General features: G+C 39.0%; 23 protein-coding genes. 9 read left to right on the top strand and 14 right to left on the bottom strand.

The window, feature by feature from the left end; translation table 11 throughout:
• The 4 genes from V3I05_RS06930 (at window position 1) to V3I05_RS06945 (ending at window position 2541) form a co-directional block, all read left to right on the top strand.
• Window positions 1-216, top strand: coding sequence for a hypothetical protein (locus V3I05_RS06930; protein WP_343353092.1), 216 nt, complete (start codon window positions 1-3; stop codon window positions 214-216).
• Window positions 173-967, top strand: coding sequence for a type II CRISPR-associated endonuclease Cas1 (gene cas1, locus V3I05_RS06935; protein WP_343353093.1), 795 nt, complete (start codon window positions 173-175; stop codon window positions 965-967). The genes V3I05_RS06930 and cas1 overlap by 44 nt, the downstream gene beginning before the upstream one ends.
• Window positions 930-1253, top strand: coding sequence for a CRISPR-associated endonuclease Cas2 (gene cas2 / locus V3I05_RS06940; protein ID WP_295699563.1), 324 nt, complete (start codon window positions 930-932; stop codon window positions 1251-1253). Before cas1 ends, cas2 begins: the two co-directional genes overlap by 38 nt.
• 916 nt (window positions 1254-2169) lie before the next feature.
• Window positions 2170-2541, top strand: a complete 372-nt coding sequence (locus V3I05_RS06945; protein WP_300448645.1) for a YopX family protein — start codon at window positions 2170-2172, stop codon at window positions 2539-2541.
• Window positions 2542-2705: 164 nt separating this feature from the next.
• Here V3I05_RS06945 and miaA read toward each other — a convergent pair whose 3' ends face one another.
• The 4 genes from miaA to pseH are packed head-to-tail and all read right to left on the bottom strand — an operon-like array spanning window position 2706 to window position 7404.
• Window positions 2706-3605, bottom strand: coding sequence for a tRNA (adenosine(37)-N6)-dimethylallyltransferase MiaA (gene miaA, locus V3I05_RS06950; protein WP_343353095.1), 900 nt, complete (start codon window positions 3603-3605; stop codon window positions 2706-2708).
• Entirely contained in the window at window positions 3602-4714 is a 1113-nt protein-coding gene (locus tag V3I05_RS06955) for an alanine--glyoxylate aminotransferase family protein (RefSeq protein WP_343353096.1), read from the bottom strand. The genes miaA and V3I05_RS06955 overlap by 4 nt, the downstream gene beginning before the upstream one ends.
• A 60-nt stretch (window positions 4715-4774) precedes the next feature.
• Window positions 4775-5803, bottom strand: coding sequence for a pseudaminic acid synthase (gene pseI / locus V3I05_RS06960; RefSeq protein ID WP_300448650.1), 1029 nt, complete (start codon window positions 5801-5803; stop codon window positions 4775-4777).
• On the bottom strand, window positions 5800-7404 hold the full coding sequence (gene pseH / locus V3I05_RS06965; RefSeq protein ID WP_343353098.1) for a UDP-4-amino-4,6-dideoxy-N-acetyl-beta-L-altrosamine N-acetyltransferase: 1605 nt from the start codon (window positions 7402-7404) through the stop codon (window positions 5800-5802). The genes pseI and pseH overlap by 4 nt, the downstream gene beginning before the upstream one ends.
• 602 nt (window positions 7405-8006) lie before the next feature.
• On the opposite strand from pseH, the gene V3I05_RS06970 reads away from it, so the two are divergent.
• Together V3I05_RS06970 and V3I05_RS06975 are read left to right on the top strand one after the other, a co-directional pair.
• Complete coding sequence (locus tag V3I05_RS06970; RefSeq protein WP_343353099.1) at window positions 8007-8411, top strand: multidrug efflux SMR transporter; 405 nt, start codon at window positions 8007-8009, stop codon at window positions 8409-8411.
• Complete coding sequence (locus tag V3I05_RS06975) at window positions 8408-8722, top strand: DMT family transporter (protein WP_295699550.1); 315 nt, start codon at window positions 8408-8410, stop codon at window positions 8720-8722. Before V3I05_RS06970 ends, V3I05_RS06975 begins: the two co-directional genes overlap by 4 nt.
• Window positions 8723-9572: 850 nt before the next feature.
• Here V3I05_RS06975 and V3I05_RS06980 read toward each other — a convergent pair.
• The 8 genes from V3I05_RS06980 to V3I05_RS07015 all read right to left on the bottom strand — a co-directional run bounded on the left by V3I05_RS06980 (window position 9573) and on the right by V3I05_RS07015 (window position 17993).
• A complete protein-coding gene (locus V3I05_RS06980; protein ID WP_343353102.1) occupies window positions 9573-11678 on the bottom strand; it encodes a methyl-accepting chemotaxis protein in 2106 nt (701 codons plus the stop codon).
• Between the two features lie 132 nt (window positions 11679-11810).
• Window positions 11811-12266: a hotdog domain-containing protein gene (locus V3I05_RS06985; RefSeq protein WP_295701811.1), complete on the bottom strand. Its 456-nt coding sequence runs from the start codon at window positions 12264-12266 to the stop codon at window positions 11811-11813.
• Window positions 12267-12280: 14 nt separating this feature from the next.
• Window positions 12281-13222, bottom strand: a complete 942-nt coding sequence (gene cmoB / locus V3I05_RS06990) for a tRNA 5-methoxyuridine(34)/uridine 5-oxyacetic acid(34) synthase CmoB (protein WP_295701809.1) — start codon at window positions 13220-13222, stop codon at window positions 12281-12283.
• Window positions 13194-14249, bottom strand: coding sequence for a hypothetical protein (locus tag V3I05_RS06995; RefSeq protein WP_295701807.1), 1056 nt, complete (start codon window positions 14247-14249; stop codon window positions 13194-13196). The genes cmoB and V3I05_RS06995 overlap by 29 nt, the downstream gene beginning before the upstream one ends.
• A gap of 23 nt (window positions 14250-14272) precedes the next feature.
• Window positions 14273-16222, bottom strand: coding sequence for a methionine--tRNA ligase (gene metG, locus V3I05_RS07000; RefSeq protein ID WP_343353106.1), 1950 nt, complete (start codon window positions 16220-16222; stop codon window positions 14273-14275).
• 17 nt (window positions 16223-16239) lie between these two features.
• On the bottom strand, window positions 16240-16449 hold the full coding sequence (locus V3I05_RS07005; RefSeq protein ID WP_343353108.1) for a hypothetical protein: 210 nt from the start codon (window positions 16447-16449) through the stop codon (window positions 16240-16242).
• On the bottom strand, window positions 16442-17278 hold the full coding sequence (locus tag V3I05_RS07010; protein WP_300451548.1) for a class 1 fructose-bisphosphatase: 837 nt from the start codon (window positions 17276-17278) through the stop codon (window positions 16442-16444). Before V3I05_RS07010 ends, V3I05_RS07005 begins: the two co-directional genes overlap by 8 nt.
• A gap of 46 nt (window positions 17279-17324) precedes the next feature.
• Window positions 17325-17993 carry a hypothetical protein gene (locus tag V3I05_RS07015; RefSeq protein WP_300451521.1) on the bottom strand — a complete coding sequence of 223 codons (669 nt, stop codon included), beginning with the start codon at window positions 17991-17993 and terminating at the stop codon, window positions 17325-17327.
• Window positions 17994-18237: 244 nt separating this feature from the next.
• On the opposite strand from V3I05_RS07015, the gene rpe reads away from it, so the two are divergent.
• Together rpe and V3I05_RS07025 are read left to right on the top strand one after the other, a co-directional pair.
• Entirely contained in the window at window positions 18238-18888 is a 651-nt protein-coding gene (gene rpe, locus V3I05_RS07020; RefSeq protein WP_295701799.1) for a ribulose-phosphate 3-epimerase, read from the top strand.
• 5 nt (window positions 18889-18893) lie between these two features.
• Window positions 18894-19658: a 3'-5' exonuclease gene (locus V3I05_RS07025; protein WP_295701797.1), complete on the top strand. Its 765-nt coding sequence runs from the start codon at window positions 18894-18896 to the stop codon at window positions 19656-19658.
• Here the strand turns inward: V3I05_RS07025 and prmC are convergent.
• Together prmC and V3I05_RS07035 are read right to left on the bottom strand one after the other, a co-directional pair.
• Window positions 19655-20497, bottom strand: coding sequence for a peptide chain release factor N(5)-glutamine methyltransferase (gene prmC, locus V3I05_RS07030; RefSeq protein ID WP_300448709.1), 843 nt, complete (start codon window positions 20495-20497; stop codon window positions 19655-19657). The two genes, V3I05_RS07025 and prmC, sit on opposite strands and share 4 nt — an antisense overlap.
• Entirely contained in the window at window positions 20481-21713 is a 1233-nt protein-coding gene (locus V3I05_RS07035) for a M48 family metallopeptidase (protein WP_300448706.1), read from the bottom strand. Before V3I05_RS07035 ends, prmC begins: the two co-directional genes overlap by 17 nt.
• A gap of 153 nt (window positions 21714-21866) precedes the next feature.
• Between V3I05_RS07035 and pyrG the strand changes: the two genes are divergently transcribed.
• Window positions 21867-23489 (top strand): glutamine hydrolyzing CTP synthase, encoded by a 1623-nt coding sequence (gene pyrG, locus V3I05_RS07040; protein WP_295701791.1) that lies wholly within the window; start codon window positions 21867-21869, stop codon window positions 23487-23489.
• Window positions 23490-23493 lie beyond the last annotated feature (4 nt).

Raw genomic sequence — 23493 nt, forward strand, 5'->3', positions numbered from 1 at the left:
ATGTTTGATTCTGCCTTTAGGACACTTTTCTTAAGCACTCCTGCAAGGCTTAGCCTCTATCAAAAACACCTTTGTATCGCACAGGAGGGTAAAGATGAGGTCAAAATCCCTCTTAATGATATTTTGTGCCTTATTTTAGAATCTCATCAAATTACCTTGACAAATGCGCTCCTTGACGCTCTTGCACAGGCAAAAATCATTTGCTACACTTGTTGATAGCTCTCACTTGCCTAGCGGTATCTTTATGCCATTTTTGGGGCATTTTAAAAGCCTCACTATCTTACAGCACCAAATTCAGCTTAGCAAACAAGCTAAGGCAATACTTTGGCAGCACATCATCAAATCAAAGATTCATAATCAAGCCTTGCTCCTACAAATGCAACAAAGAGAAGAGTTTAAAGCATTAGAATCTCTAGCCAAGGGAGTGAAACTCGCAGATAGCACTCATAACGAAGCAAAAGCAGCCTCTCTATACTTTAAGGCACTTTTTGGGAAAGACTTTAGCCGCAAGGTGCAAATCTTTGAGGATACGCAGATAGGGCTTATAAATGCTGCGCTTAATTATGGCTATGCGATTGTGAGGGGTATGATTGTGCGAAGTCTTTGTGCGAGCGGGCTAAATCCTGCATTAGGGATTAATCATAAAAATCAATTTAACGCATTTAATCTTGCTGATGATCTGATAGAGCCTTATCGTGTTTTTGTAGATTCACTTGTAGTAGAGATGTATCAAGGTGGGGAGCTTGACACAACCTTGAGTCTTGAAAATCGTGTAAGGTTAGCAGGGGTCTTAAGTGCAGCAGTGATGGTAGAAGGCAAGTGCTATCCGCTTAATCGTGGGAGTGTGATGAGTGTGCAGAGCCTTGCATCTGCTATTCAAAAAAGCACATTTACCTTAAGGCTACCAATATTTTGCAAGGACAAATCCAATGGAAGATATATTTATGAGAGTGCTAGTGATGTTTGATATGCCAACATACACCAAGAAAGAGAGGAAGCTTTATGCTAAGTTTCGCAAATATCTTATACAAGATGGTTTTATAATGCTTCAATACAGCGTATATATGAGAATCTGTAAAGGTGTTATAAGCGCTAATCATCATTTAGATAAGATAAGTCTTATCGTACCTCCCAAGGGGCACATTCGGGGTTTAATCCTCACAGAAAAGCAATTTGATAATATGCGGCTTTTACTTGGCAAACCAAATGATAACCAAAAAGCCAATGAACCTAAACAGCTCACGCTTTTTTGATATGTCTTTGTAGAGTTTGTATTTTTGGAATCTTAGCTTATGAAGGATTTTTGAGCATTTTGGCATAAAGTTAAGATGGAGATATTGTTTGCTCTAAAATCTTAGATTTTGCAGAAAATATAATGAAATTGAGAAAAATTTGTGGGTATTTTTATGTAAAAATAAGGGTTTTTAGGTATTGAAAACCTGCGGGGACCCTAAACCCCTTATTCTAGCCAGCCGCTTCTTAAATTCTTTAGAGCAGATTATACTCTTAATTTGCTTAAAATCTTTATATCGAGATATTTTAAGCTTACTATATTGCTAAATCACCGCACCATACGTTGTTTTAGCGAAGTGTATTTTAGCATAAAAGAATTTAAGAAGCGGCTAAAACAACCATCGGAGCAGCTCTAACAAAAGCATCATTTTAGCATAAAAGAATTTAAGAAGCGGCTAAAACAACTTCGACATAATTTGAGTAGTTGTTTCAATTTTAGCATAAAAGAATTTAAGAAGCGGCTAAAACCCTCTGGAACAAATGAAAAAACAATTCTATATTTTAGCATAAAAGAATCTAAAGGGTAACAAACGCAAGAATAGGCAAATTAAAATACATTAACTCGGTGCTATTATGTTTGATTCGTTGGAGGAGGAGGGTAGTTCTTGCCTTACTCTATGAGTATGGCTGGTTAGAATAGATTTGCAAACAAAGTTATGTTGTAATAGCCTCTCTATTGTTTCAAGTTGAAATCCTACAATATCTTAAAAATATATCTAAAGCTAGTATTTCCTTAATAATAATCTATATAATATAAAATTAATATCTACGTTAAACAAGCCGATACTTATTATAAATAATATCATAATATGTGAAGACACTTGAAAATTACAAAAAGCCCTTAGAAGTTAGCACAGACAACACAAAGGAAGTAGTATGAGAGTAAGCAACTTAGACTTTAGAATCTGGGATACTAAAGAAAAAAAACACATCAAAGATAACTTCAATATCTTTTCAGTGCTTGGCGAATATATCGCCAAAAACCGACCTAAGGCGGAGCGCACTCTTGAAATTGAACTATGGACAGGTTATAAAGATAAAGAGGGGCGCAAAATATATGAAGGCGATATCATAGAAGATGTATCAGTGAAACCCGAGCCTATCAAATGGCAAGTCGCCATAAGCAAAGACACAAACAGAATGATTGCCAATATTCCAGTGAAGCATTTTGAGCTATCTTTTAAAGGGGATAACTTGATATATGCTAGAATTGTAAGCAATATCCATCTACCTCAAGAAGATAAATGAAACCGATGGATTTAAAGCGTGGCAATGATAAAAGACAATCAAATAACCCCAAAAAGAGAGCTAGTGGCAAATGTTAAGTTTGCCTTTATTAAATATATCAAGCAACAGTATCTCAATATAGAAATCAAGATAAGCATAAGAAATTTTATGCAAAAGTCTCCGCACTATGGAATTTGTAAGAGATATCTTGCCAATGCCTCCTCTAATACCTCTTCTTCTAAATGCGTGACTTGGGAGAATTGTGTGCGGTTGAAAGTGCGTTGGCGTTTGGCAAGTTGGCAAGTGTGGAAATATATTTGCTCCTTTAGGGCTTCAAGTGAATCTATCTCCCCTTGTAAAAATGCTACACATTCCTTTGTGCCAATAGCTTGTAGTGCAGGGGCTTGTGCGCCATAGGATTCTAAAACAAGGCGCGTTTCCTCCACAATGCCGCTTTCTATCATTTTTTCACACCGTAGAGCGATACGCTCTCTCAATGCTTCACGTTCGCGTTCTAATACAAAAATCTCAATATGATGGGCAAAAGGTATTTTTTTGTGTGTGGCAAAATATGTGCTAGGGGGTATAGCTGTGGCTTTGAAAAGGGCTAGGGCTTTGTGGATTCTGTATGTATCAGTAGGAGAGAGGCTCTTAGCATATTTTTCATCAATTTCCTGCAATGCCATATATTGCGCGGAGAGAGAACCTAGAGAATCTACCCATTCTTTACAAGATTCTAAAGGTGGCATAGGGCTTAAACCCTCTATAATGCTTTTAAGAAAAAAGCTACTTCCCCCTACAATTAGTAGTGGCTTACTAGGTGGAAGCTGTGCGATAGCCTGTGCAAGCAGATTCGCAAAAAGCATTGCATTGCTTCTTTGATGGGGCTCTAGGAGGCTAATGGCGTGATAGCGCACTTGCGATTGCTCTAATGGCGTAGGTTTAGCCGAAGCAATGTCAATGTATTTATAAATACTTAAAGCATCAAGGCTAAAAATCTCGCAATCATACTCTAAAGCCACGCGGTGGGCTAAGGCACTCTTCCCGCTGCCACTGCTCCCAAGTATGGCGATGAGTTTATTCATCGCATTAAAGCGTAATAAGTTTCTAAAAAGACTTTGTTTGCCACTCCATCGAATGCCCTTAATTTAAGCTCCGCTAATGCAAGTTCAACTGCATTGACCACCCAAACACTCTGCTCTAAAGGAATAAGCCCCATTTGATTAATGCGGAAAATACTTGTTTTGAGCTTATCCTGTCCGCCTGCGACATTAAGCCCAAAACGATTTTTAAGTATTTTTCTCATCTCTGCCGCATTTGCCTCATCATAAATTGTATTCATCGCAAGAGCTGGAGCTTTAGGGTAGATTTTAAGCCCTAAAGATTCTAAAGCCTTTTGCGTGGCAAGTGAACGTGCCTTTGTCTTTGCATACACATCTTTAAAATTTCCATTAAGCATTTCAAAATATTTCGCCAAGCCCGTGATAATGGTAGTAGGGGCTGTCCAAGCGGTTGTATTTTGCCTTTGATTTTTTAGTTCTGTTTTGAGGTTGAAATAAAATCCCACATCGCACTCATTAACCAAATCAGTAGCATATTGCGACAAGCCGATAATGCTTAAGCCCGGTGGGAGCATAAAGGCTTTTTGCGAACCACCAATAAGTGCGTCAATATGTGTGATGTCAATTTCTTCTACCCCCATCGCAGTAATCGCATCAACCACCACGACAATACGTGGATTATAATCCTTAACCGCCCTAGCAATCCCTTCGACATTATGGCGCAATCCCCCTGCAGATTCACACATCTGTATGCAGAAGCAATCCACATCGCCCTCTTCTTTGAGCGCATTTAACACACTTTCCACACTCGCTGGTGTGTTCCATTCATTCATGATTTCACGATAGGCAATGCGATGTGCCTTTGCAATCTTGCCAAATCGCTCTCCAAACTTGCCACTATTGACACTTAGCATTTTTTGTTGCGTGAAAGTGCATACACACGCCTCCATAGCCCCACTACCGCTGCTTGCAAGCATAAGCACTTCAGGCATTTTAAGCATTGCTAAAAGCCCGGCTTTTGCTTGTGCGAAAATCGCTTCAAATTCAGGGGTGCGGTGATGCAGAGTAGGCTCACTCATAGCATTCCGTAAGGATTCTGGCACGGGGGTGGGACCGGGTGTGAAAAGTAGCATAATGCCTCCTTGAATATGCGAAATAAAATCGCATTATACTTGAAATAACGTTATTTTTAGTTATTTAATATCGCTCAGTTGCAAGGGTTGTGCTGCCTTAAGTGCGCGTTTTGCCCTTTTGTTTAGAATCTTTGGCAAATATTTTGGGTGTGCGCCACCATTAGGACGCAAAATAGCGATATTATCATTGCTTAAAGCCTCTCCCTTAGCTATATCTTTACTCACCCAAATGCTTCGGACAAACTGCCGCCGCTTCTGCAATGTGTGTGCGGGAATGTGCGACTGCTTCTCTCCTAGAGCCAATGCTGTATCGCGTACTTGCCGCACCATAGCGCTAAAAGATTCTTTATCCATACTAAAGGCACTATCCACGCCCCCAAGCGATTTATCAAGGATAAAATGCTTCTCTATCATACTTGCCCCCAAGCTTGTAGCCACAATCGGGCAGAGCGCACCAAGGCTATGATCAGATAAGCCATATTTGATATGATATTTTTTGTAGATTTTGGCTAGAGCAGGCATAGAGGCTAGATTTGCGCTTTCTAGTGGAGCGGGGTATTCGCTTATGCAATGCAAGAGTGTAATGTCCTTGCAATCGTGCTTATGACATATTTTAAGGGCGGTTTTAATCTCTTTATGTGTGGCTACACCGGTGGAAAAAATAATGGGCTTTTTGGTTTTAGCAATAGCTTCTATAAGCTCATAGTGCATTATTTCAAAACTTGCTACCTTATACATAGGGCATTGTAAAGATTCTAAAAATGCCACACCTTTGCTTGAAAAAGGAGAGCTAAAAATGAGTAAGCCTAGCTCCCTTGCGAGAAAAAAAAGCTCCTCGTGCCATTCCCAAGGCGTTTGAGCCTCTTCATAGAGTTCATAAAGGCTGCGATTATCCCATAATGTCCCTCCACGAATGCAAAAAGCCTCCGCATTGCTTTTAAGTGTAAGGCATTCAGGCGTATAGGTTTGAAGTTTCACACCATCTGCGCCACATTCCTTAATTGCATAAATAGAATCTTTGGCAAGTTGCAAACTTTGATTGTGGTTTGCGCTTAGCTCTGCTATGATGAGCGGTTTTTTGACTTTCATAATCGCTCCTTATACATCAATATCACATCATAATATGGCTTTTGTGGGCGTTGCTTATGTGTCATAAAATGATGGAGTTTGCCCTCTTTTGTATAGCCACATTTTTGATAGAATCTTATCGCATTTTCATTGCATTCTAACACTTCAAGATGCAATGTATGTAACTCTAACTTATTAAAGGCAAAGGATTCTAAAAAGGCTAAGATAGATGCTCCCTTGCCTTTTACTTCACAAAATGGACTAGCATATATGCCGATAAAGGCGTGTTTATGCACGAGATTAATGCGTGTGAGTGAGCCTACGCCGATATACTCACCATCTTGCTTCACAAGCCAATATCGCCTTGAGTTATCATTGCGAAGCTGCGCGAGGAATGTTGTATGTGAATCTGCGCTAATATGCGTTGAATACATCCATTGCGCGACTTGCGGGTGATTACGCATTGAGAGGACAAGGCAAGATTCTGTCTCTGTCAAGTCGGTGAAAGATATGGCTTTTAAGGATGGAGATGGGCTAAGGCTAGGCTTTGCTATGGGAGATTGTGCGGTAATCTGTGTGGAATCTTGTGTAAGAGCAATTTGTGTTATAAGCTCATAGAGAGCTTGGGGCAAGAGATTATTAAGAGAGAGATTAGCAAGGGTGGATTTAATAGCCGATAGGCTATTTGTGTGTGAATCTTGGCAGGGATTTGTATGCCATAATTGTAAAAGTGTAAGTGCTTCTAGGGGATTGTGCGCTGTGGCAATTGCCCCTTCTTGTTCCCATTGTGTGATATGTAAATGCTGATTGGGGGCAGATTCTATAATAATGCTTGGAATCTTTAGTGCGATGAGTTCGAGCATACTCCCACCGCCTGCACTAATGGCATAATCGCATTCTTGTGCTTTAGAGAGAAAATATAGGGGCAGGAGATGATTATAAATGCTTATCTTTGGAATATTCTCTCCACCACTATTGTGAGGGATATGGAGATTATGCGTATAGCCATTGCCTAACACAATATGAAAATGATAGGAGGCAAAATTTTGCGATGAGGCGAGTGTGGAGAGCTGATTTACCAATTCTTGCGTGAGATTCTCACTATCTACCCCGCCAAAGCTGACAAATACATTATAATGCGTATGTGATGCTTGAGGGGGATTAATGGGGGGCATTATAGGTGGTATCATATAGTCTTTGCCGCACCATAGATGATAGTGTGAAGACGAAAAATGTGCGTTTGAATGCGGCGTGGGATTAAGGATATAGCTTTGCGGGGGATATATGTCTTGCAAGGTATCATCAAGGCATATCAGGGCTTTACTATGGGATTTTAACAGATAGTAAAACCACTCTTCCGCTTCATAGCTATCGATGATGGCTAAATCAAGCATTTCAGGCTTTGCAGAGAGCCATTCGTAATGTTTGTATTCTATGGATATGGAATCTGCCTCTATCCCTAGCAAACTTTTAAGCGGCGGGGGTGTGAAATCGCCACGATTATGCAAGGTAATAGTCTGCACCTGTTTTGCCTTTAAGCACAGGGCGAGTATTTTCACACATCGATAGAAATGCCCTAAACCAAACTTCGCCCCGCTCTCACAAAAAATATCAATACGCATATAAGCCCTTTTTTTATTTATAAGCTTTATAGCAAAGTGAGTTCCATTCAGGATAAACTGATAAATATACGTGCGGGATTTTATTCATCGATAATATCAAAACCACATATAATAAAATGCTTAGATTCTGTGTATGGTGCGGATACACCGCATATTTCTTACAAGTGAAAGAAAAGTAAGACTAATACTTGCTTATCATACACACGAAATGTTCGCAAATACATTACCTCTAGGCTTGTAAAAGCCTCTGCTAGCACTCAATATTGACTTGATGATGAACAACATCTTAACTTCAAGTGAGTTTTCAAATAAGTTACATTTTTAACTTTGTTTGTATATAGAAATTCTTTTATTAAGAATGCTTAGCGTATGATGCACCTAATGCTTAACGCCTACAAGCAGGAACGCTCTAATATTTATTCTTTTGGATTATAATATCTTTTGGAGCTTATTATGATAGTTTTTGATTTGTGTTGTGGCTATTTTAATACCAGTTTTATTGTTGCTTTTCATTCACATACTCCCGTATAGCACTTTCTTGCTCTTCATTTTTCACATTTTGTCGTTTTAATCTTTAATAGGAACATTATAAAGGAGAATCTATGAAAAAATTGACTATTACTACAAATATGGCTTGGGCGTTGGTGCTTTTTGGTGGAATGATTGAGTGTTTTTGGGTGAGCGGGTTAAATTACGCTGATAGCTTTGCACTCTATATGCTTACGGGTATTGGGATTATTGTCTCTTTTTGCTGTGCGGTTATGGCGATGAAAAAAATCGAGGTAGGCGTGTGCTATGCGGTATTTGTAGGCATTGGCACAGCCGGAATTGTGCTAACAGAAATGCTTGTATTTGATGAGCCATTTTCTTTGGCAAAGATTAGCCTTATTGTTTTATTGCTTATAGGCGTTGTGGGCTTAAAATTTCAAGCTAAAGAAGATGACGCCCTTGCAGATGAATTGGCTAAAGACTTGGGGCTTGATGAAATCAGTCAGGAGGCGAAATGAGTTGGATATTTTTAATCTTAGCGGGTTGTGTGGAGATTTTAGGAATCATTGCGATGAAACAACTCATACTTACTGGAAAAAAGATTTTTATCTTGGCTTTGGCTCTTATCTTTATGGCAAGTTTTGGACTACTCTCACAGGCAATGCAAGAGATTTCTATGGCGACAGCCTATGCGATATGGACAGGTATAGGCGCAGGAGGTGGTGTAATAGTAGGGATTTTATTTTTTAAAGAAGGTAAGAGTTTTTTAAAACTTTTATTTTTGAGCTTTATTATCGTCTCTAGCATTGGGCTAAAAATACTTTCATAGGGAGTTATAGGGTTTAGAAGTTGGGTTATGTGGATAAACAGCAGAGAGATATATCCTCGAGCAACACCCCACTTGTGCTTTAGCGCTAGTCTATACTTGCATATTTAAGCCATTCACTAGATTACCCATCCACCCCTTATAAAGAGAAAATAAAATAGAAAATCTAAACCTTTGAGACTCACTTGATAACTAAAGCGTAGCTTTAGTTATCAGTATATCCTTTAGGCACACACGAGAGGCTTTACCTTAAGTATGCAAGACCTTTGCAGAGACTTTTAGTCTCAATAGTAAAGGCATAGAGATTCTAAACCCAATAAAACTCACTTGATAAAATTCTTTTTGTTTAAGGGGAGGGGCTTAAATATCCCTCACCCTCTACATTGCTTTCAAGGTATGCACTTTGGTGTGATTTTATTTTTATAGACGTGAGGATATATCTCAATTGTGGAGAGACTAGAGAATCTAAGTCTCTAATGTTGAATATCCTTGTGGGATTTCATCTAGAGAAGCAAATGCTTCACTCTCTATGCCTTTTACAAGAATAAATAAACAAAATAAAATAAATAAAAAGATAAAGAGATAAACTCAATAAGCAAATAGCTAAACCAATAAAGAGATAGCCAAATAGATAGAATAAATAAGATAAATAAATAAAATAGCTACTAGATAGCTAACTCAATGAATAGCTAAATAAAATAGCTACTAGATAGTGCTAATTAATATAGATAAATGGCTAAGCAAGTAAAGAGTTAGTTAGTTAAATATTAAGTTAGTTAGTTAAATAGTTAACTCAATAAAGAGAGTTAAATAAATAACTAAAAGGAGTTAAATCAATAAAAGTTTATCCCCCCTAAAACTTCTTCTTATTCACATCATCAAGTATATCTCTAGCTACACTATCTACTCTCTCACTGATTTGAGCACTTGCATTCGCTATTTCTACATTCTCTTGTGTTACAGATTCTAAATGAGAGATAGCTTCATTGATTTGAGTAACACCTGTAGTTTGCTCTCTAATAGATTCTCCCATATCATTAATACTTTGCACTAAAAGATTTGTATTCGCTTCTATCTCTCCTAGAGATTTTTGAGTTCTCTCTGCTAGCTTTCTTACTTCATCAGCTACCACTGCAAATCCTCTGCCGTGTTCTCCTGCTCTTGCTGCTTCTATTGCTGCATTAAGAGCAAGTAAGTTTGTTTGGTCTGCTATATCTCTAATAATACCTATAACATTTTTAATATCTTCACTTTGTTGAATGACTTCTCCTGTTTTACCACTTACATTTTGCATAGATGAAGTAATCTCTTCTACAGCTTGAGCAGTTTGCTCTAAGCTACTTGCTTGAGAGTTAGTGAGATTTGTGAGATTATTCACTGCTTCTTGGAGACTTTGTGCTTCTTTACTTAATGTATGAGCAAAGTTTGCAGAAGTGGTAAGCATTTTTCTAATTTCTTCTCCTAGAGTATTTGTAACAACTTCTACTCGTCCTTTTGCATCTTTTACTTCTGTGGTGAAATCTAACTTGGTGTAGGTGTCAAAGACCCTTGCTATTTCATTGGTATCACTGCCTATTTTTCTTTGTAAATCATCAAGCATATGATTAAGCACATTTTTGAGTTCATTAAGCTGTGGGTTATGAGGAGTTTCTGTGATTCTTGCTTTTAGGTTTCCTTCTTCGATGGTTTTAGCTGTAGCCACAGATTGCTCTACGGCTTTAGCATCTTGTGCTAAGCCTATTCTTGTTTTTTCTATGTTTTCATTAATGGCTGAACCCATTTCTCCTAATTCATCTTTTGCAATAATGCGTAAAGGTTCTGGCGCTGTTTGTCTCTCGTGATTTAAGAATTTGAAGAATTCAAAGAGGGTGTGGGAAATATGATGTATTCTTCGAACAATAGTTAGCCGGATATATACAAATATAATAAGTGAGATAATAATAATTGCAGCTATGCCAACAATAAGCACGACAATTTGTAAGGTATCAACGGGCTTTTCTATTGAGGAGAATGCTGCCAAAGAGACTACTGACCACCATTGATCTGTGCCGGGCCATAGTTCAAAGCTTGCAATAGCTGCTTTTGATTGAGTGCCACTGATTGTAGTATAGGTATAAATACTATCTTGTGATTGTTTGACTGCATTAATAAGCGCATTGCTGCTTGGGTGTGGATTTAAATCATATAGATTCTTAAGACGTGTGGCAGCCTGATGCTCTGTATCGCTATTAAAGATTATCTCGCCAGAATGGTTAAGTACAAATCGTTGCGAGTGATCAAATACATCAAGTTCTTTTTGTGCTAAATCCTCTTCAAGGGCTTTAAGATTAAGGAAGTTTCCTATTATCCCCAATACTCTTTTCTTGTAAATGATGGGAACAATCACGGGCTTTATGTATAATTTTTGTCCATTAATGGTAACTTCTCTGGCTAAAAGAGTAGTTGTTTTGCCGTTTTGGAGTGATACTTGAATCTCAGGAATTTGAGAAAGGATATCTGCATTCATAGGAAGAGTCTCCACCTCGCCTTTTTCTGGATCAGTGTGAATACCTATAATAGCAAATTCTCCACCTGGTAATGTATGTTGACTCTTAAGGTAGTTTTGCGTGTAGTTTTTATTCATCATAACAAACCCACCCACAGAAAAACGACCTAAATCAATCATATTTGTCATAAGGTTTGTAAGTGTTTCTTCATCGGGCATATTGCCTTCATTTAGCATTGATGAAGCTACACCCCCTATGCCAATTGTAGTAGAATAGAGCTCCCTAATCCCACCTTGCATTAAGTTTTTATAGCGATTAGCAGTATTTATGAGGAGTTTATCACTCTCATTTGCTAATACGCTAGAAGAGACCTGTGATACCACTATAATGATTGCAGTCACACAAAGCAAAACTACTGCAGAAATTACTGAAACAAGTTTGATGCCAATACTAAACCGATTAAAAAAGCCCATACATTCCTCCCAGAGTCAAGTGTTTAATTTATGCTACACTTTTTAGAGCCCGCATTTTACTACAAAAAAAAAAAAAAAGAAACTTAATAGGGATATTATTTTAGGTAAGTTGGCAGTGTGTTATTTTGTGTATCACATATCATCTTTAAAATGTAATTTAAAGATTTTTTTGTCAAAAACAGCAATATGAAAGAGTGAATCAAAAATTTTGATATCAAGTAAATATCCCTCGACTTTTACTTCACATTTTTTTGTATCACTTTGAATCGCCTCTGCTTTAAAAATCACTTCGTGTCCTAGCTCAATAGGTGCGAGAAACTTCACATCAGCAGCGATAAGCACACTATATTTTTTATTAATGGCTGCCATCGCCGCAAAGCTTGCGGCATTAAATATAAAACCTGCATGAATCATTTTGCTCTCATCCATAATCATACGTTCAGTAGGGGCAAATCGCGTTACAACCTTGTTGCGATAGATTTCAGTGAGTTCCCCCACAATATTTGGAGACATATCCGTGCATACGACCAATTCATTATTTTCAAGTGGGATATTTACATTTATTTCATTAAAGCCATCATCTACCATAGCATATCCTTGAATTAATATTTTTTAAGTTTAAAATAACCTCGTATAGGGGCTTGGTAGCCCTCTATGGTAAGCGTTTGCGTATCATTTAAAAACATCTCAAGACTTTGAGAATCTATCCATTCACTTTGTCGTTGCTCCTGTGTGGTTGTAGGCTTAAATCCAAGCACTTCAAAAGAGCTAAATTTCGCCCTCTCACACCACCCCCGCAATGTAGCGACACTAGGGATAAAATAGACATTTGACATTTTAGCATAGCTTTTAGCAGGGCTAAGACAAATCTCTTCCTCACTCTCATAAATAAGTGTGTCTAAAATCACCTCGCCGCCACTTGCGAGGGATTGATACAAGCATTTAAGCGTCTCAAGAGGGCTAAGGCGATGATACAGCACCCCAAGGCAGAAGATCATGTCAAAGTAATGTTTGTTAGATTCACAAAATAGGGGTAAGTCCTCCACACCAAGTAGCTCAAAGTTTAAAGGGGCTTGTATGAAGTGATTAATAAAAGCAAATTGAGCGTTAAAGATCCCGCTAGGGTCAAAGCCCATAATGCTTTGGGGTTTATCTTGCTGATGAAGGAGCATTTCAAACATATAATAGCCATTATTGCAACCCACATCTGCTATTTTTTTTCCTCTTAAATCACAATGTGGCGCGAGAATCTGCCATTTGATGAAGCTTTGCCATTCGCTATCGATATGCAAATCAAATAAAAAAAAGGGTCCTTTGCGCCAAGGCTTAAGCTTTTTAGCAAGTGTGCAAAATGTTTGCTGATGGGCTTTATACATATATTCATCATTAGCTACAATATGAATGCCTTTATCACTATAAAAGCTTGTGGGGATATAGGGCAAGGTAGCGATTTGTGCTAAAAGCGGGGCGATATTTTTAGCAGATGTGATATGCTCTGCCTTTGCAAGGGCGTATTCATAAAAGCTGTTGTTGGGGCTCTTCATTCCACACACCAGAGAATAAATCAGGCTCGATAAATGGTTTATAATTATTATTAAGTGCATCTACTAAGGTATCATCATTAATACCCAAAACAAGTGCAAAGTTAAAATTCTCCCTATGAATATGCTCGCATAACTGCTCTTGTGTAGCATAAGAACGTGTTTGTGCGATTTGATTAAAAAGCTCTAAATACACTTGTGGCACAAGGAAGAGAATCTTCCCCCAAGCAGCATTATTGGCAATATAAGCCATATAACGTTTGAAATGTTCAATATCTTCTTCGGCAATGGCTACCTTTGAGGCTTGTCCGTATTCGATAATCTTACCAAAAGCATTGAGAAAATTGGGCTTAAAGAATGGGATTTGTCTAAAGTGTTGAAGTGAATAGGAGATGTTTTCTTGCTGGCAGAGATGGAGCACGGCACTTAGTTCATTAAAAAACAGCTTAGGGAGATTAATGCGGCAATGTGTGCCCTCATATAAAATCGTGCTATCAAAAAGTGTGTGGGAAAGCACCAAGAACGGACGTTCTTTGGGTTTAGAAACTTGCAAGATATTAAAACCAAGATCTGTAATCTGCTTATTATGCGTGATAACAAGGCTGATAGTTTCATTATTAAGAGATTCGACAAATAGACTTAAATCACCTTCAAAAAAACATACTTTTTCATCATCAATAATATTTTTCGCGATAGATTCTTCGATAATGGATAGAGAATCAATAAGAGCGACATTTTTTACTAAAAGTTTATATCGAATAAGCCGCATAAGGCAATCTTGGATATTTTCTACCTGAATATATGCTATCTCTTCATCATCTATTTTTATATTTTTTTCGCAGATTACCCCATATGCCCCTGCTTGAATAGCTTGTGTGATATGATAAGAAGTTGCTTCTTCATCAAGTGCGATATACAAATCACCTTTTTCAATTTTCTCCAAATGACAAATAATACGTGAAAACATCGCAATAGATGGCGTATTAAGAAGCACTCCTTTGGTGATTTCTACTACTTCATTAACCCTCACATTACTTCCTTGACAAAAGGGATTTAGCTAATCTTGCTTCCATTAGCTCGTGGGCTATCCACGCTAAGAAGCGATAAGCCATTTTCATCTTTACTAGCAAGTATCATTCCCTCACTTATCTCTCCCATCATTTTAGCAGGTTTGAGGTTGATAATTAAACATATTTGCCTACCTATAAGCTCCTCTGGGCGATAATATTGCGCGATACCTGATAGAATCTGTCGTGGCTTACTCTCGCCAATATCGACTAAAAGCTTAAGGAGCTTTTGGCTTTTAGGCATAGGACTACATTCTACAATCCGCCCTACACGCATATCAAGCTTTTGAAAATCATCAATGCCAACTAAGCCCGTTTTGTTTGCTGCTTTTGAATCTTGCTTTAAATCTGCTTTTTGTGATGCATTTTGTGAAGTGATAGCTGATGGCTCGGCTAAAATTGGGGCTTGTATACGGGGGAAAAGCGGGGGAATTTTCTCTAACACAAAAGATTCTAAAAGGCGCTTTTGTATAATAAAATCGCTAAAGTTCTTAGCATTAATCTCTAGGCCTAGTGCAGTGGCGATTTTAGTAGCACTCTGTGGCATTATGGGATAAAGCAAAAGGCTGCTTTTAGCTAAAATGTTGGCAATCAGTCCTAGCAATGCCATAGCTTGCTTGTCCTTGCCTGATTTGATAAGATTCCACGGCTCATATTTGCTAATGGCATTATTCCCAAGCCCAAACATCTTCCATAGCTCCTCAATATAGCGATGAGGCTGGATATGATACATTTTTTCTTGCGTATTGTGGGCAAGAGTGTGTATCTGCTCTAACTCCTCGCTAAAATATGCCTCCACATCAGTAGAATCTATTTTCAAATCAAAGTATTTCTCGCTCATACCACAAAGACGATTGAGGAGATTCCCCATATCATTGCTTAATTCTGCATTGATTCGCTCAATCAGTGCCTTTTGACTAAAGTCCCCATCTTGCCCAAAAGGCATTTCGCGCAATAAAAAATATCGCAGAGATTCTACTCCATAGGCATTAGCTACTTCTTTTGGATTGACCACATTGCCTATACTTTTACTCATTTTTGCCCCATCGCGCGTCCACCACCCGTGCGTATAAATATGCTTTGGCAAGGGTAGCTCAAGGCTCATCAAAAAGGCTAGCCAATACACCGCGTGGAATCGCAAAATATCCTTTCCCACAAAATGTGTAGTATGCTCCCAATAGGGCATTTTCTCACCATCTGCCATATAGCCTAGTGGGCTAAGATAGCTCAAAAGCGCATCAAGCCATACATACATCACGTGGGGCTTATCATCTTTTCTTTTAGGATTGTGCGGCAGTGGCACACCCCATTCAAAGCTCGTGCGCGTGATGGATAAATCATTCAAACCTGTTTCTACAAAATGAATAATCTCATTTTGATAAAAAGCTGGAGCTATCATATTTGGATGAGCGCGAAAATGCGCTAAGAGCTTATCTTGATACTTGCTTAGGGCAAAAAAGTAGCTCTCCTCCTCCACAATTTGCGTTACCTTACCGCAATCGGGGCAGGATTGATTTTCTCCTAGTTGCGTTTGGGTAAAAAAGCTCTCACACGAGATACAATAATGCCCCTCATAGCTGCCCTTATAAATATCCCCCTTGTCATACATTATCTCAAAGGCTTTTTGCACACTGAGGCAATGCGTATTGTCAGTTGTGCGCACAAAAATATTATAATCTATATGAAATTCATTCCATAATTCGCGGAATCTCGCGCTAATCTTATCCGCATACGCCTTAGGCTCTAAAGCATTTTTTTGGGCGGATTGCTCGATTTTTTGCCCATGTTCGTCTGTGCCTGTGGTGAAAAGCATATCCTTGCCCTGTAATTGATAAAATTTCTTTAGCATATCACATAAAAAAGTCGTATAAGCGTGTCCAATGTGAGGTACATCATTGACATAATAAATAGGTGAGGTAATATAACGCTTTTGCATAATGCTCCTTTTAGAATCTAGTTAAAATCAAAATTACCCTGCTGCCCTTTGGACATACTTTCATATACAGCTTTGACATATTCAGTGCGCTTCTCACAACCTATAAATCTCTCACATTGTGAGCAAGAAGTAAAATGCTTCTCTTGCTGACATTGTTGCAAAATGGCTGTTTTATCCTGCAAATTCTGCTCGAAAATCGCATCATTTTCTAGTGCTTCATCATTCATATACCCTCCTTACAAGCTCCATCTCCTCATAGCTGCCAAAAAAGCAAGGGGTGCTTTCGTGGATATGCTCTACTTCAAGCTCTAAGATTCTCTGCACACCATTAGTTGCATAACCTCCACATTTTTCATACACAAAGGCAAAGGGAAATACCTCAAAGAGTTTGCGGAGTTTGCCTTGAGGTGCATCGTTTGTCGCAGGGTAGCTGAAAAGCCCTCCGCCTTTAATAAGGATTTGATGTAAATCTGGCACCATGCCACCTGAATAGCGCAAACGATAACCCTGCGCGAATAGAGATTCTATCATCGTTTTATGCTTTGCCTCCCAATGCTTTTGTGTACCGCCGGGTGCGTTGATACGTCCTTTTGCTTGAAGCTCTAGTGCGCCTAAATTGCGCCATTGCTCATCAATGTAACGATAATGCAAGGCCCTCTCCTGTGCGACAACCATCTCAAGGCAGGGTCCATACACCACATAGCCACTCGCGATGAGCGATTGGGCTTTTAGCTCACCATTATAAATACCAAAAATACTTCCAATACTTAAATTGCTATCAATGAGTGAAGAGCCATCAAGCGGGTCATAAGCGACAATATAAGGTGCATCTGTGCTTTGAGAGTAGCAAATATCTTCTTGCTCCTCACTGCAAATTGCCTTGACACAGGGTAGTTCAAGCAAACTTGCCTGAAAGATTCTATCTGCTTCTACATCGATTTCAAGCTGCATATCGCCACTTGCATTGGTGCTTTGCAGATAACCGCTTGTATTATGCTTTAAAAGTGCGTCAATACGCAGAGCAGATTCTCTCAAAGTATCGATAATAACGCTAATCATAAGTTGCTCCTTGTGTCTGTGTTGAAATTATAACATTTTAGCTTTAAACTCTAATGATTCTATGAATCTCACTATGAAACCCACTCGCCTCAATCATAGCCATTATACTTGCGTGATGGGCGGGTTTGTGCATTATGATATTCCTATCGCTTACCTTGATGGCATTCCACGGGTGTCCTATGAGAGCGACAATATTAGGACGCCTCAAATACGCCCATTTATTTGCGATATACACATTTTCCCATAATTTTATATCAATAGGACGAGTGTGTGGCAGGTGATAGCCTACAGGATCAAGCGTGAGGAGATATTCTAAGGATACATTTTTAGAATCTAGATTCTGCAAGGCTTTGTAGAAATTACTCGCACCCCACGAATGCGCGATGACAAAAATAGGCAGTTTGCATTGGACTAAAGGCACTAGCCACGAGGTAAAGAGATGTTGAATCTTAAAGCTTGTATAGATTTTGAGGCAGGAAGGCTCATCAAAGGCGATAAACGCCCTATACACGGCACACATAATCGTATCGCAAAATCCCCCTACAAATATCACAATCGCTTTGGGATTCTTGATCTTGCTTGCTTGGACTACTTTGGGGATATTAAACCCATAGGGGATAAATGGCATTTGTGGCTTTGGCAAATTATGCGTGGGATAAAGCAAAGTAGGAGCATATAGCCTTACAAGTGGTGCAAAAAAAGCATAAGACATCTTAATCCTCTCCTTTGAGTGAAATATAAAAGCATAGCGTATTCTTTTGCTACTGCGATAAATCGCCGCAAGGTTAAGCTTTGCGTAAGTTCAAATCCACACTTCGTGCCATTTGCAAAGTGAGTTTTTAAGGTTTAGATTCTATAATGTTATTTAGAAATGTATGAGCGTTGCGTGGTATTGAGATAAGCATAGCAGCCACTCATTGCTTGATTTTCATAAGTCTTATAAACTAAGGATAAAAATGGCTAAAGAAGTGCTTATATCGCCCAGTATGCTTGCAGCGGATTTTACAAAACTAGGTGAAGAGGTGAGAAGTATATGCGATGGTGGGTGTGATTATGTGCATATTGATGTGATGGATGGGCATTTCGTGCCTAATCTCACAATGGGTCCTTGCATTGTGGAGAGCATTGCTAAAGTAGCCACAAAGCCCCTTGATATTCATTTAATGGTTAAAAATGTGCCTTTCTTTGTGGATTTATTTCTCCCGCTTAAACCTGCTTTCATCAGTGTGCATATCGAGGAAGTGCAGCATTTGCACCGCCTCATTTGGCATATTAAAAATGCCGGGGTTAAAGCTGGTGTGGTGCTTAATCCCCACACGAGCGAAACACTTTTAGAATACATTTTACCCGATGTTGATTTAGTCCTGCTAATGAGTGTGAATCCGGGCTTTGGGGGGCAGAGCTTTATCCCTCGTAGTATTGATAAATTGCGTGAGATAAAAAAAATACGCGATAGACTGAATCCCGCTTGTCTGCTAGAGATTGATGGAGGGGTGAGCGATAAAAATATCGCTCAATTAAAACAAGCTGGGATTGATATGGTCGTAGCTGGAAGCTATATTTTTAGTTCCTCAAACTACGCACTGCAAATCGCCTCCCTCAAATAAAAGCTATGACATATCCGCAGCTTTTTGATAAATTGCGTCATAATCCAATACCACAAAAGCAATTCTATATGTATATTAAAAATATAGGAGGGCTTTATGCTGATGTGGAGAGTGAGCTTGAGCTGCTTAAAGGTGCGGGTGCGCCTTTAGACGTGGAGGAGCAAAATGGAGAGCGGTATTTCTACCTTAATACACACGCTAGATTATGGCAAAAGAGCAATTTGGTGTTTGTAGATATTGAAACCAATGGCTCTAAGCCTCAAAGTAGCGAGATTATAGAGATTGGTGCGCTGAAAGTGCGGGAGGGGAAAATTATAGAATCTTTTGAAAGCTATGTCTATGCTTCCTGTGTGCCAGAGAATATTACAGAGCTTACGGGTATTACAGAGGCAGATATTGCTACTGCTCCTCATAGAGATGAAGTTTTAGCGCAATTTAGAAGATTCTTAGATGATGGTGTGTTTGTGGCGCATAATGTGAATTTTGATTATAGCTTTTTGGATTATCATTTGCGTCAGTGCGGTATGTTTGGGATTTTTAACCCTAAGCTTTGCACGATTGAACTTGCTAGAAAGACTATCCCTTCCCAGCGATATGCTCTCTCCTATCTCAATGATTTTTTAGGCATACACACGCCTATTTCGCATCGTGCCTATGCCGATGCGCTCACTTCTTTTAGAATCTTTGAAATTGCGATGATAATGTTTCCTCCTAATATACAAAGCATACAGGATTTGATTGACTTCTCTAAAGGGCGGCTCAAACTTTAAGGAAAATACGCGCATACGCACCTATCCCAGCCGCTTAAATCTTTGTGAAACACGATATTTTGAGCGTTCGCGTTTGCAAGCATTGTGCTTAAGGCTTGTTTTTGATTATAGCCTATTTCACAGAGTAGCCATACATTTGAGACTTCAGAGAGATGTTTAAATATCTGCCTGTATATATCTAAACCATCTTTCCCGCCAAAAAGGGCAGTTTTTGGCTCAAAAGTAAGCGCTCTACTAATAGGATAGTCATCTTCAATATATGGAGGATTGCTAATAAGTAGATCAAAGGACGGGGCAGGAGAGGGCAAAATATCGCAATGTTGTAGAGTAATATTCGCATTTGGTGCATAAGTGGCTATATTCTTTTGTGCGACTTTTAGGGCTGCTTTGCTTATATCCGTGGCAAAGAAGTGGCAAGTAGGACTTATAAGTGCAAGTGTGGTAGTGATAATGCCCGAGCCTATGCCAATTTCAGCGATGGATTGTATATGATGGGTATTAATGAGATGATGGGCTATGTCAATAAGCATTTCTGTCTCTGGGCGGGGGATTAGCACATCAGGATTTACAAAAAATGCCCTCCCATAGAAATTTGCACTTTGAGTGATATATTCGATAGGTTTCCCACTTGTGCGCTCATTAATCAGGGCAAAATAGCTTTTAGCAGTGGTAGATTCTATATATTGTGTGCTGTGCGTGTGGAGATATACACGCGGCACTTGCAAGAGAAAGCTAAGGAGGATTTCACTTTCCATTTGAGGCTTAAGATAAAGGCTTTGAGCGACTTGTCTTAGCTCTAAGGTGGCTTGCTTGAGGAGGGATTCAATACTGCACTTCATAATCGAGTGCTTTGAGCCTTTGTAAAAGCGGTGGGTGGGTGTAATAAAAGAATATATAGGCAGGGTGTGAGCTAGGGAAGCTTTTATTTTCATTCACAAGGCGCACAAGTGCATTTGCAAGGGAATGTTTGCTTGAAATATCCGCGCCAAACTCATCAGCGGCATATTCTGCCTTGCGACTAAAATAGCCAATAAGAGGCATAAACCAAAAGGCAACTACAGGCGAGATAAGCAGTATTACGATTAATACACCTGCTCCATTATTTTTTAGTCCCAATGCATTAAAAAGTGAATCTGGCAAATGTCCTACGATAAAAAATAGCACGAATAACGCACAAGCCATAATAACAATATTTTTAAATATATCATTATGCTTGAAATGCCCTAGCTCGTGTCCCAAAATCGCAATCAGTCCATCAGTGCTAATCTTATCTAGTAGAGTGTCAAACAGCACTACACGCTTACTTTTACCCAATCCACCAAAATACGCATTTAGCCGCCTATCGTGCTTTGAAGCATCAATCACAAAAATACCATTACTCTTAAAACCTATGCTATTAAGTAAAGATTCTATACGTGATTTGAGATTCTCATCATCAAGGGGGGTGAATTTATTAAATAATGGTGCAATGAGCGTAGGATAGACAAGGTTTGCTAAAATAACTACCCCAAGCAATGCTACAAAACCTACAATCCACCACAGCGAGATATTTTCAATGATAAAAATGAGTAAAGCAGCCACAATGCTCCCAATGATAACACTTAAAACCAATGTTTTAAACAAATCGGCGATAAAGATACGAGGTGTTTGTTTAGAAAAATGAAATTTTTTATCAAGCCCAAAGGTTTTATACACAGATAGAGGTAAATCGACAATGCTATTTATAATGATAAAGCTTAGCACTAGGACAACACCCTGCCATAAGGGATTTAGAGTATGTCCTAGTAAGATTTCAAATTGTGTATTAAGAAAATCCAGTCCAAAGCTCACCCACAGGGTAAAAACTATAGCTTCGCATATTTTAGAGATAATATCTAATCGCAAAGAAGCAAGTGCGTATTCGCCTGCTATTTTGTAGTCTTCGGATTCTAAGAGGACAGCAGGCTTATGCAATTCTGCCTTAATGTGCTCAGTCTGCAGCATTGCTAAAATAATGCTTGGCAGGATATAAACACAAATGAATAAGCCAATAATGGCAATAATCGTAGATGACAATGTCGCGCTCCTATGAGTTTGTTTGTATGATAAATGCTGTTAAAAATTGTAAAACCATAATCATAAATAAGAAAATACAAAAAAAAGTAAATTAATTAAGCTTTTAAGCACTGATTTAATATGATTACACAAAAAATTTACAAGGCAATATAAATGGCAGTAAAATATATATTTGTAACCGGAGGCGTGTTAAGCTCTCTTGGCAAGGGCATTACCTCTTCATCAATCGCTACCTTGCTTCAGCATAGCGGATATAATGTGTCTATTTTGAAAATTGACCCTTATATTAATGTCGATCCGGGCACAATGAGTCCATTAGAACACGGAGAAGTGTTTGTAACCTGCGATGGCGCGGAAACGGATTTAGATATAGGGCATTATGAGCGATTTTTAAACAAAGATTTTCATAAGAAAAATAACTTTACCACCGGGCAAGTGTATATGTCTGTGATTGAAAATGAGCGTAAAGGCAAGTATCTAGGTAAAACCATTCAAATCGTCCCGCATATTGTTGATGAGATTAAATCACGTATTAAATTTGCAGGAAAGGAGAGTGATTTTTTAGTTGTGGAGCTTGGGGGAACGGTGGGTGATATAGAGGGAATGCCTTATTTAGAGGCTATGCGCCAGATGAAGCACGAGCTAAGCAGTAAGCAAGTGATTTCTATTCACGTAACCCTTATCCCGCTTGTGCGAGCTGCAGGAGAGCTAAAGACAAAGCCCACACAGCATTCCGTGCAGGAGCTTAGACGTATAGGGATTTCACCGCAGATTCTTGTCGCGCGATGTGAGAAAAGCCTTGATAAAGAGTTAAAGCGTAAACTTGCGATGAGCTGCGATGTTGATGATGATAGCGTGATAGTTGCTGAAGATACCCAAAGCATATATAAATGTCCGCTAAATTTCTTAGAAGAGGGCATACTCACACCCATAGCAAGGCATTTAGAGCTTGATACGCTAAAGCCTAAAATGGATAATTGGGATATGCTTGTGAAAAAAATCATCGCTCCCAAAACGCAAATCACCATTGGCTTTGTGGGTAAATATCTAAGCCTTAAAGAATCTTATAAATCGCTTATAGAATCACTCATTCACGCCGGAGCAAATACCGATACACGCGTGAATATTAAGTGGATTGATAGCGAGAGCTTAGTAGAAAATCTCTCCCTTTTGCACGATGTGGATTCTATCCTTATCCCCGGAGGCTTTGGAGAAAGGGGAATAGCAGGCAAACTCGCCGCGATTAAGTATGCAAGGGAAAAGGGCATTCCTATGCTGGGCATTTGCCTAGGTATGCAGCTTGCTTTGATTGAGTTTGCAAGGAATGTGCTAGGTATAAAGGCGGCAAATTCCGTAGAGTTTGACCCGCATACAAAAGAGCCTGTCGTCTATCTCATCGAAGACTTTATCGATTCACAGGGTAATATGCAGCTAAGGACACATACCTCCCCTATGGGCGGGACTATGCGTTTAGGCGAGTATGAATGCCATATCAAAGAGGGTAGCAAACTCTATGAAGCCTATGGGAAGCAAAGCCTCATTAAAGAGCGCCATCGCCATCGCTATGAGGCAAATCCCGCCTATCGTGAACTTTTTGAAAAAAATGGTTTGATTGTAAGCGGACAAAGCAATGGCTTGATAGAATCTATTGAGTTAAATAATCACCCGTGGTTTGTGTGTGTGCAGTTTCACCCTGAATTTACCTCACGCTTACAGCACCCAAATCCCGTCATACTTGCCTTTGTGAAGCAAACTCTAGTACATAAAAAAGCATAATTTG

The sequence above is a fragment of the Helicobacter mastomyrinus genome (assembly GCF_039555295.1).
Lineage (GTDB): Bacteria > Campylobacterota > Campylobacteria > Campylobacterales > Helicobacteraceae > Helicobacter_C > Helicobacter_C mastomyrinus.

What these genes read in the sequence shown, in the direction of transcription:
- V3I05_RS06930 (WP_343353092.1), top strand. Translation starts at nt 1, where the DNA reads ATGTTTGATTCTGCCTTTAGGACACTTTTCTTAAGCACTCCTGCAAGG.
- metG (WP_343353106.1), bottom strand. Translation starts at nt 16,222, where the DNA reads ATGCAAAAGCGTTATATTACCTCACCTATTTATTATGTCAATGATGTA.
- cmoB (WP_295701809.1), bottom strand. Translation starts at nt 13,222, where the DNA reads ATGAAGAGCCCCAACAACAGCTTTTATGAATACGCCCTTGCAAAGGCA.
- rpe (WP_295701799.1), top strand. Translation starts at nt 18,238, where the DNA reads ATGGCTAAAGAAGTGCTTATATCGCCCAGTATGCTTGCAGCGGATTTT.
- V3I05_RS06970 (WP_343353099.1), top strand. Translation starts at nt 8,007, where the DNA reads ATGAAAAAATTGACTATTACTACAAATATGGCTTGGGCGTTGGTGCTT.
- V3I05_RS06975 (WP_295699550.1), top strand. Translation starts at nt 8,408, where the DNA reads ATGAGTTGGATATTTTTAATCTTAGCGGGTTGTGTGGAGATTTTAGGA.
- V3I05_RS06955 (WP_343353096.1), bottom strand. Translation starts at nt 4,714, where the DNA reads ATGCTACTTTTCACACCCGGTCCCACCCCCGTGCCAGAATCCTTACGG.
- V3I05_RS06980 (WP_343353102.1), bottom strand. Translation starts at nt 11,678, where the DNA reads ATGGGCTTTTTTAATCGGTTTAGTATTGGCATCAAACTTGTTTCAGTA.
- V3I05_RS06945 (WP_300448645.1), top strand. Translation starts at nt 2,170, where the DNA reads ATGAGAGTAAGCAACTTAGACTTTAGAATCTGGGATACTAAAGAAAAA.
- V3I05_RS07005 (WP_343353108.1), bottom strand. Translation starts at nt 16,449, where the DNA reads ATGAATGATGAAGCACTAGAAAATGATGCGATTTTCGAGCAGAATTTG.
- pseI (WP_300448650.1), bottom strand. Translation starts at nt 5,803, where the DNA reads ATGAAAGTCAAAAAACCGCTCATCATAGCAGAGCTAAGCGCAAACCAC.
- V3I05_RS06985 (WP_295701811.1), bottom strand. Translation starts at nt 12,266, where the DNA reads ATGGTAGATGATGGCTTTAATGAAATAAATGTAAATATCCCACTTGAA.
- miaA (WP_343353095.1), bottom strand. Translation starts at nt 3,605, where the DNA reads ATGAATAAACTCATCGCCATACTTGGGAGCAGTGGCAGCGGGAAGAGT.
- pyrG (WP_295701791.1), top strand. Translation starts at nt 21,867, where the DNA reads ATGGCAGTAAAATATATATTTGTAACCGGAGGCGTGTTAAGCTCTCTT.
- V3I05_RS07015 (WP_300451521.1), bottom strand. Translation starts at nt 17,993, where the DNA reads ATGTCTTATGCTTTTTTTGCACCACTTGTAAGGCTATATGCTCCTACT.
- pseH (WP_343353098.1), bottom strand. Translation starts at nt 7,404, where the DNA reads ATGCGTATTGATATTTTTTGTGAGAGCGGGGCGAAGTTTGGTTTAGGG.
- prmC (WP_300448709.1), bottom strand. Translation starts at nt 20,497, where the DNA reads ATGAAGTGCAGTATTGAATCCCTCCTCAAGCAAGCCACCTTAGAGCTA.
- cas2 (WP_295699563.1), top strand. Translation starts at nt 930, where the DNA reads ATGGAAGATATATTTATGAGAGTGCTAGTGATGTTTGATATGCCAACA.
- V3I05_RS07025 (WP_295701797.1), top strand. Translation starts at nt 18,894, where the DNA reads ATGACATATCCGCAGCTTTTTGATAAATTGCGTCATAATCCAATACCA.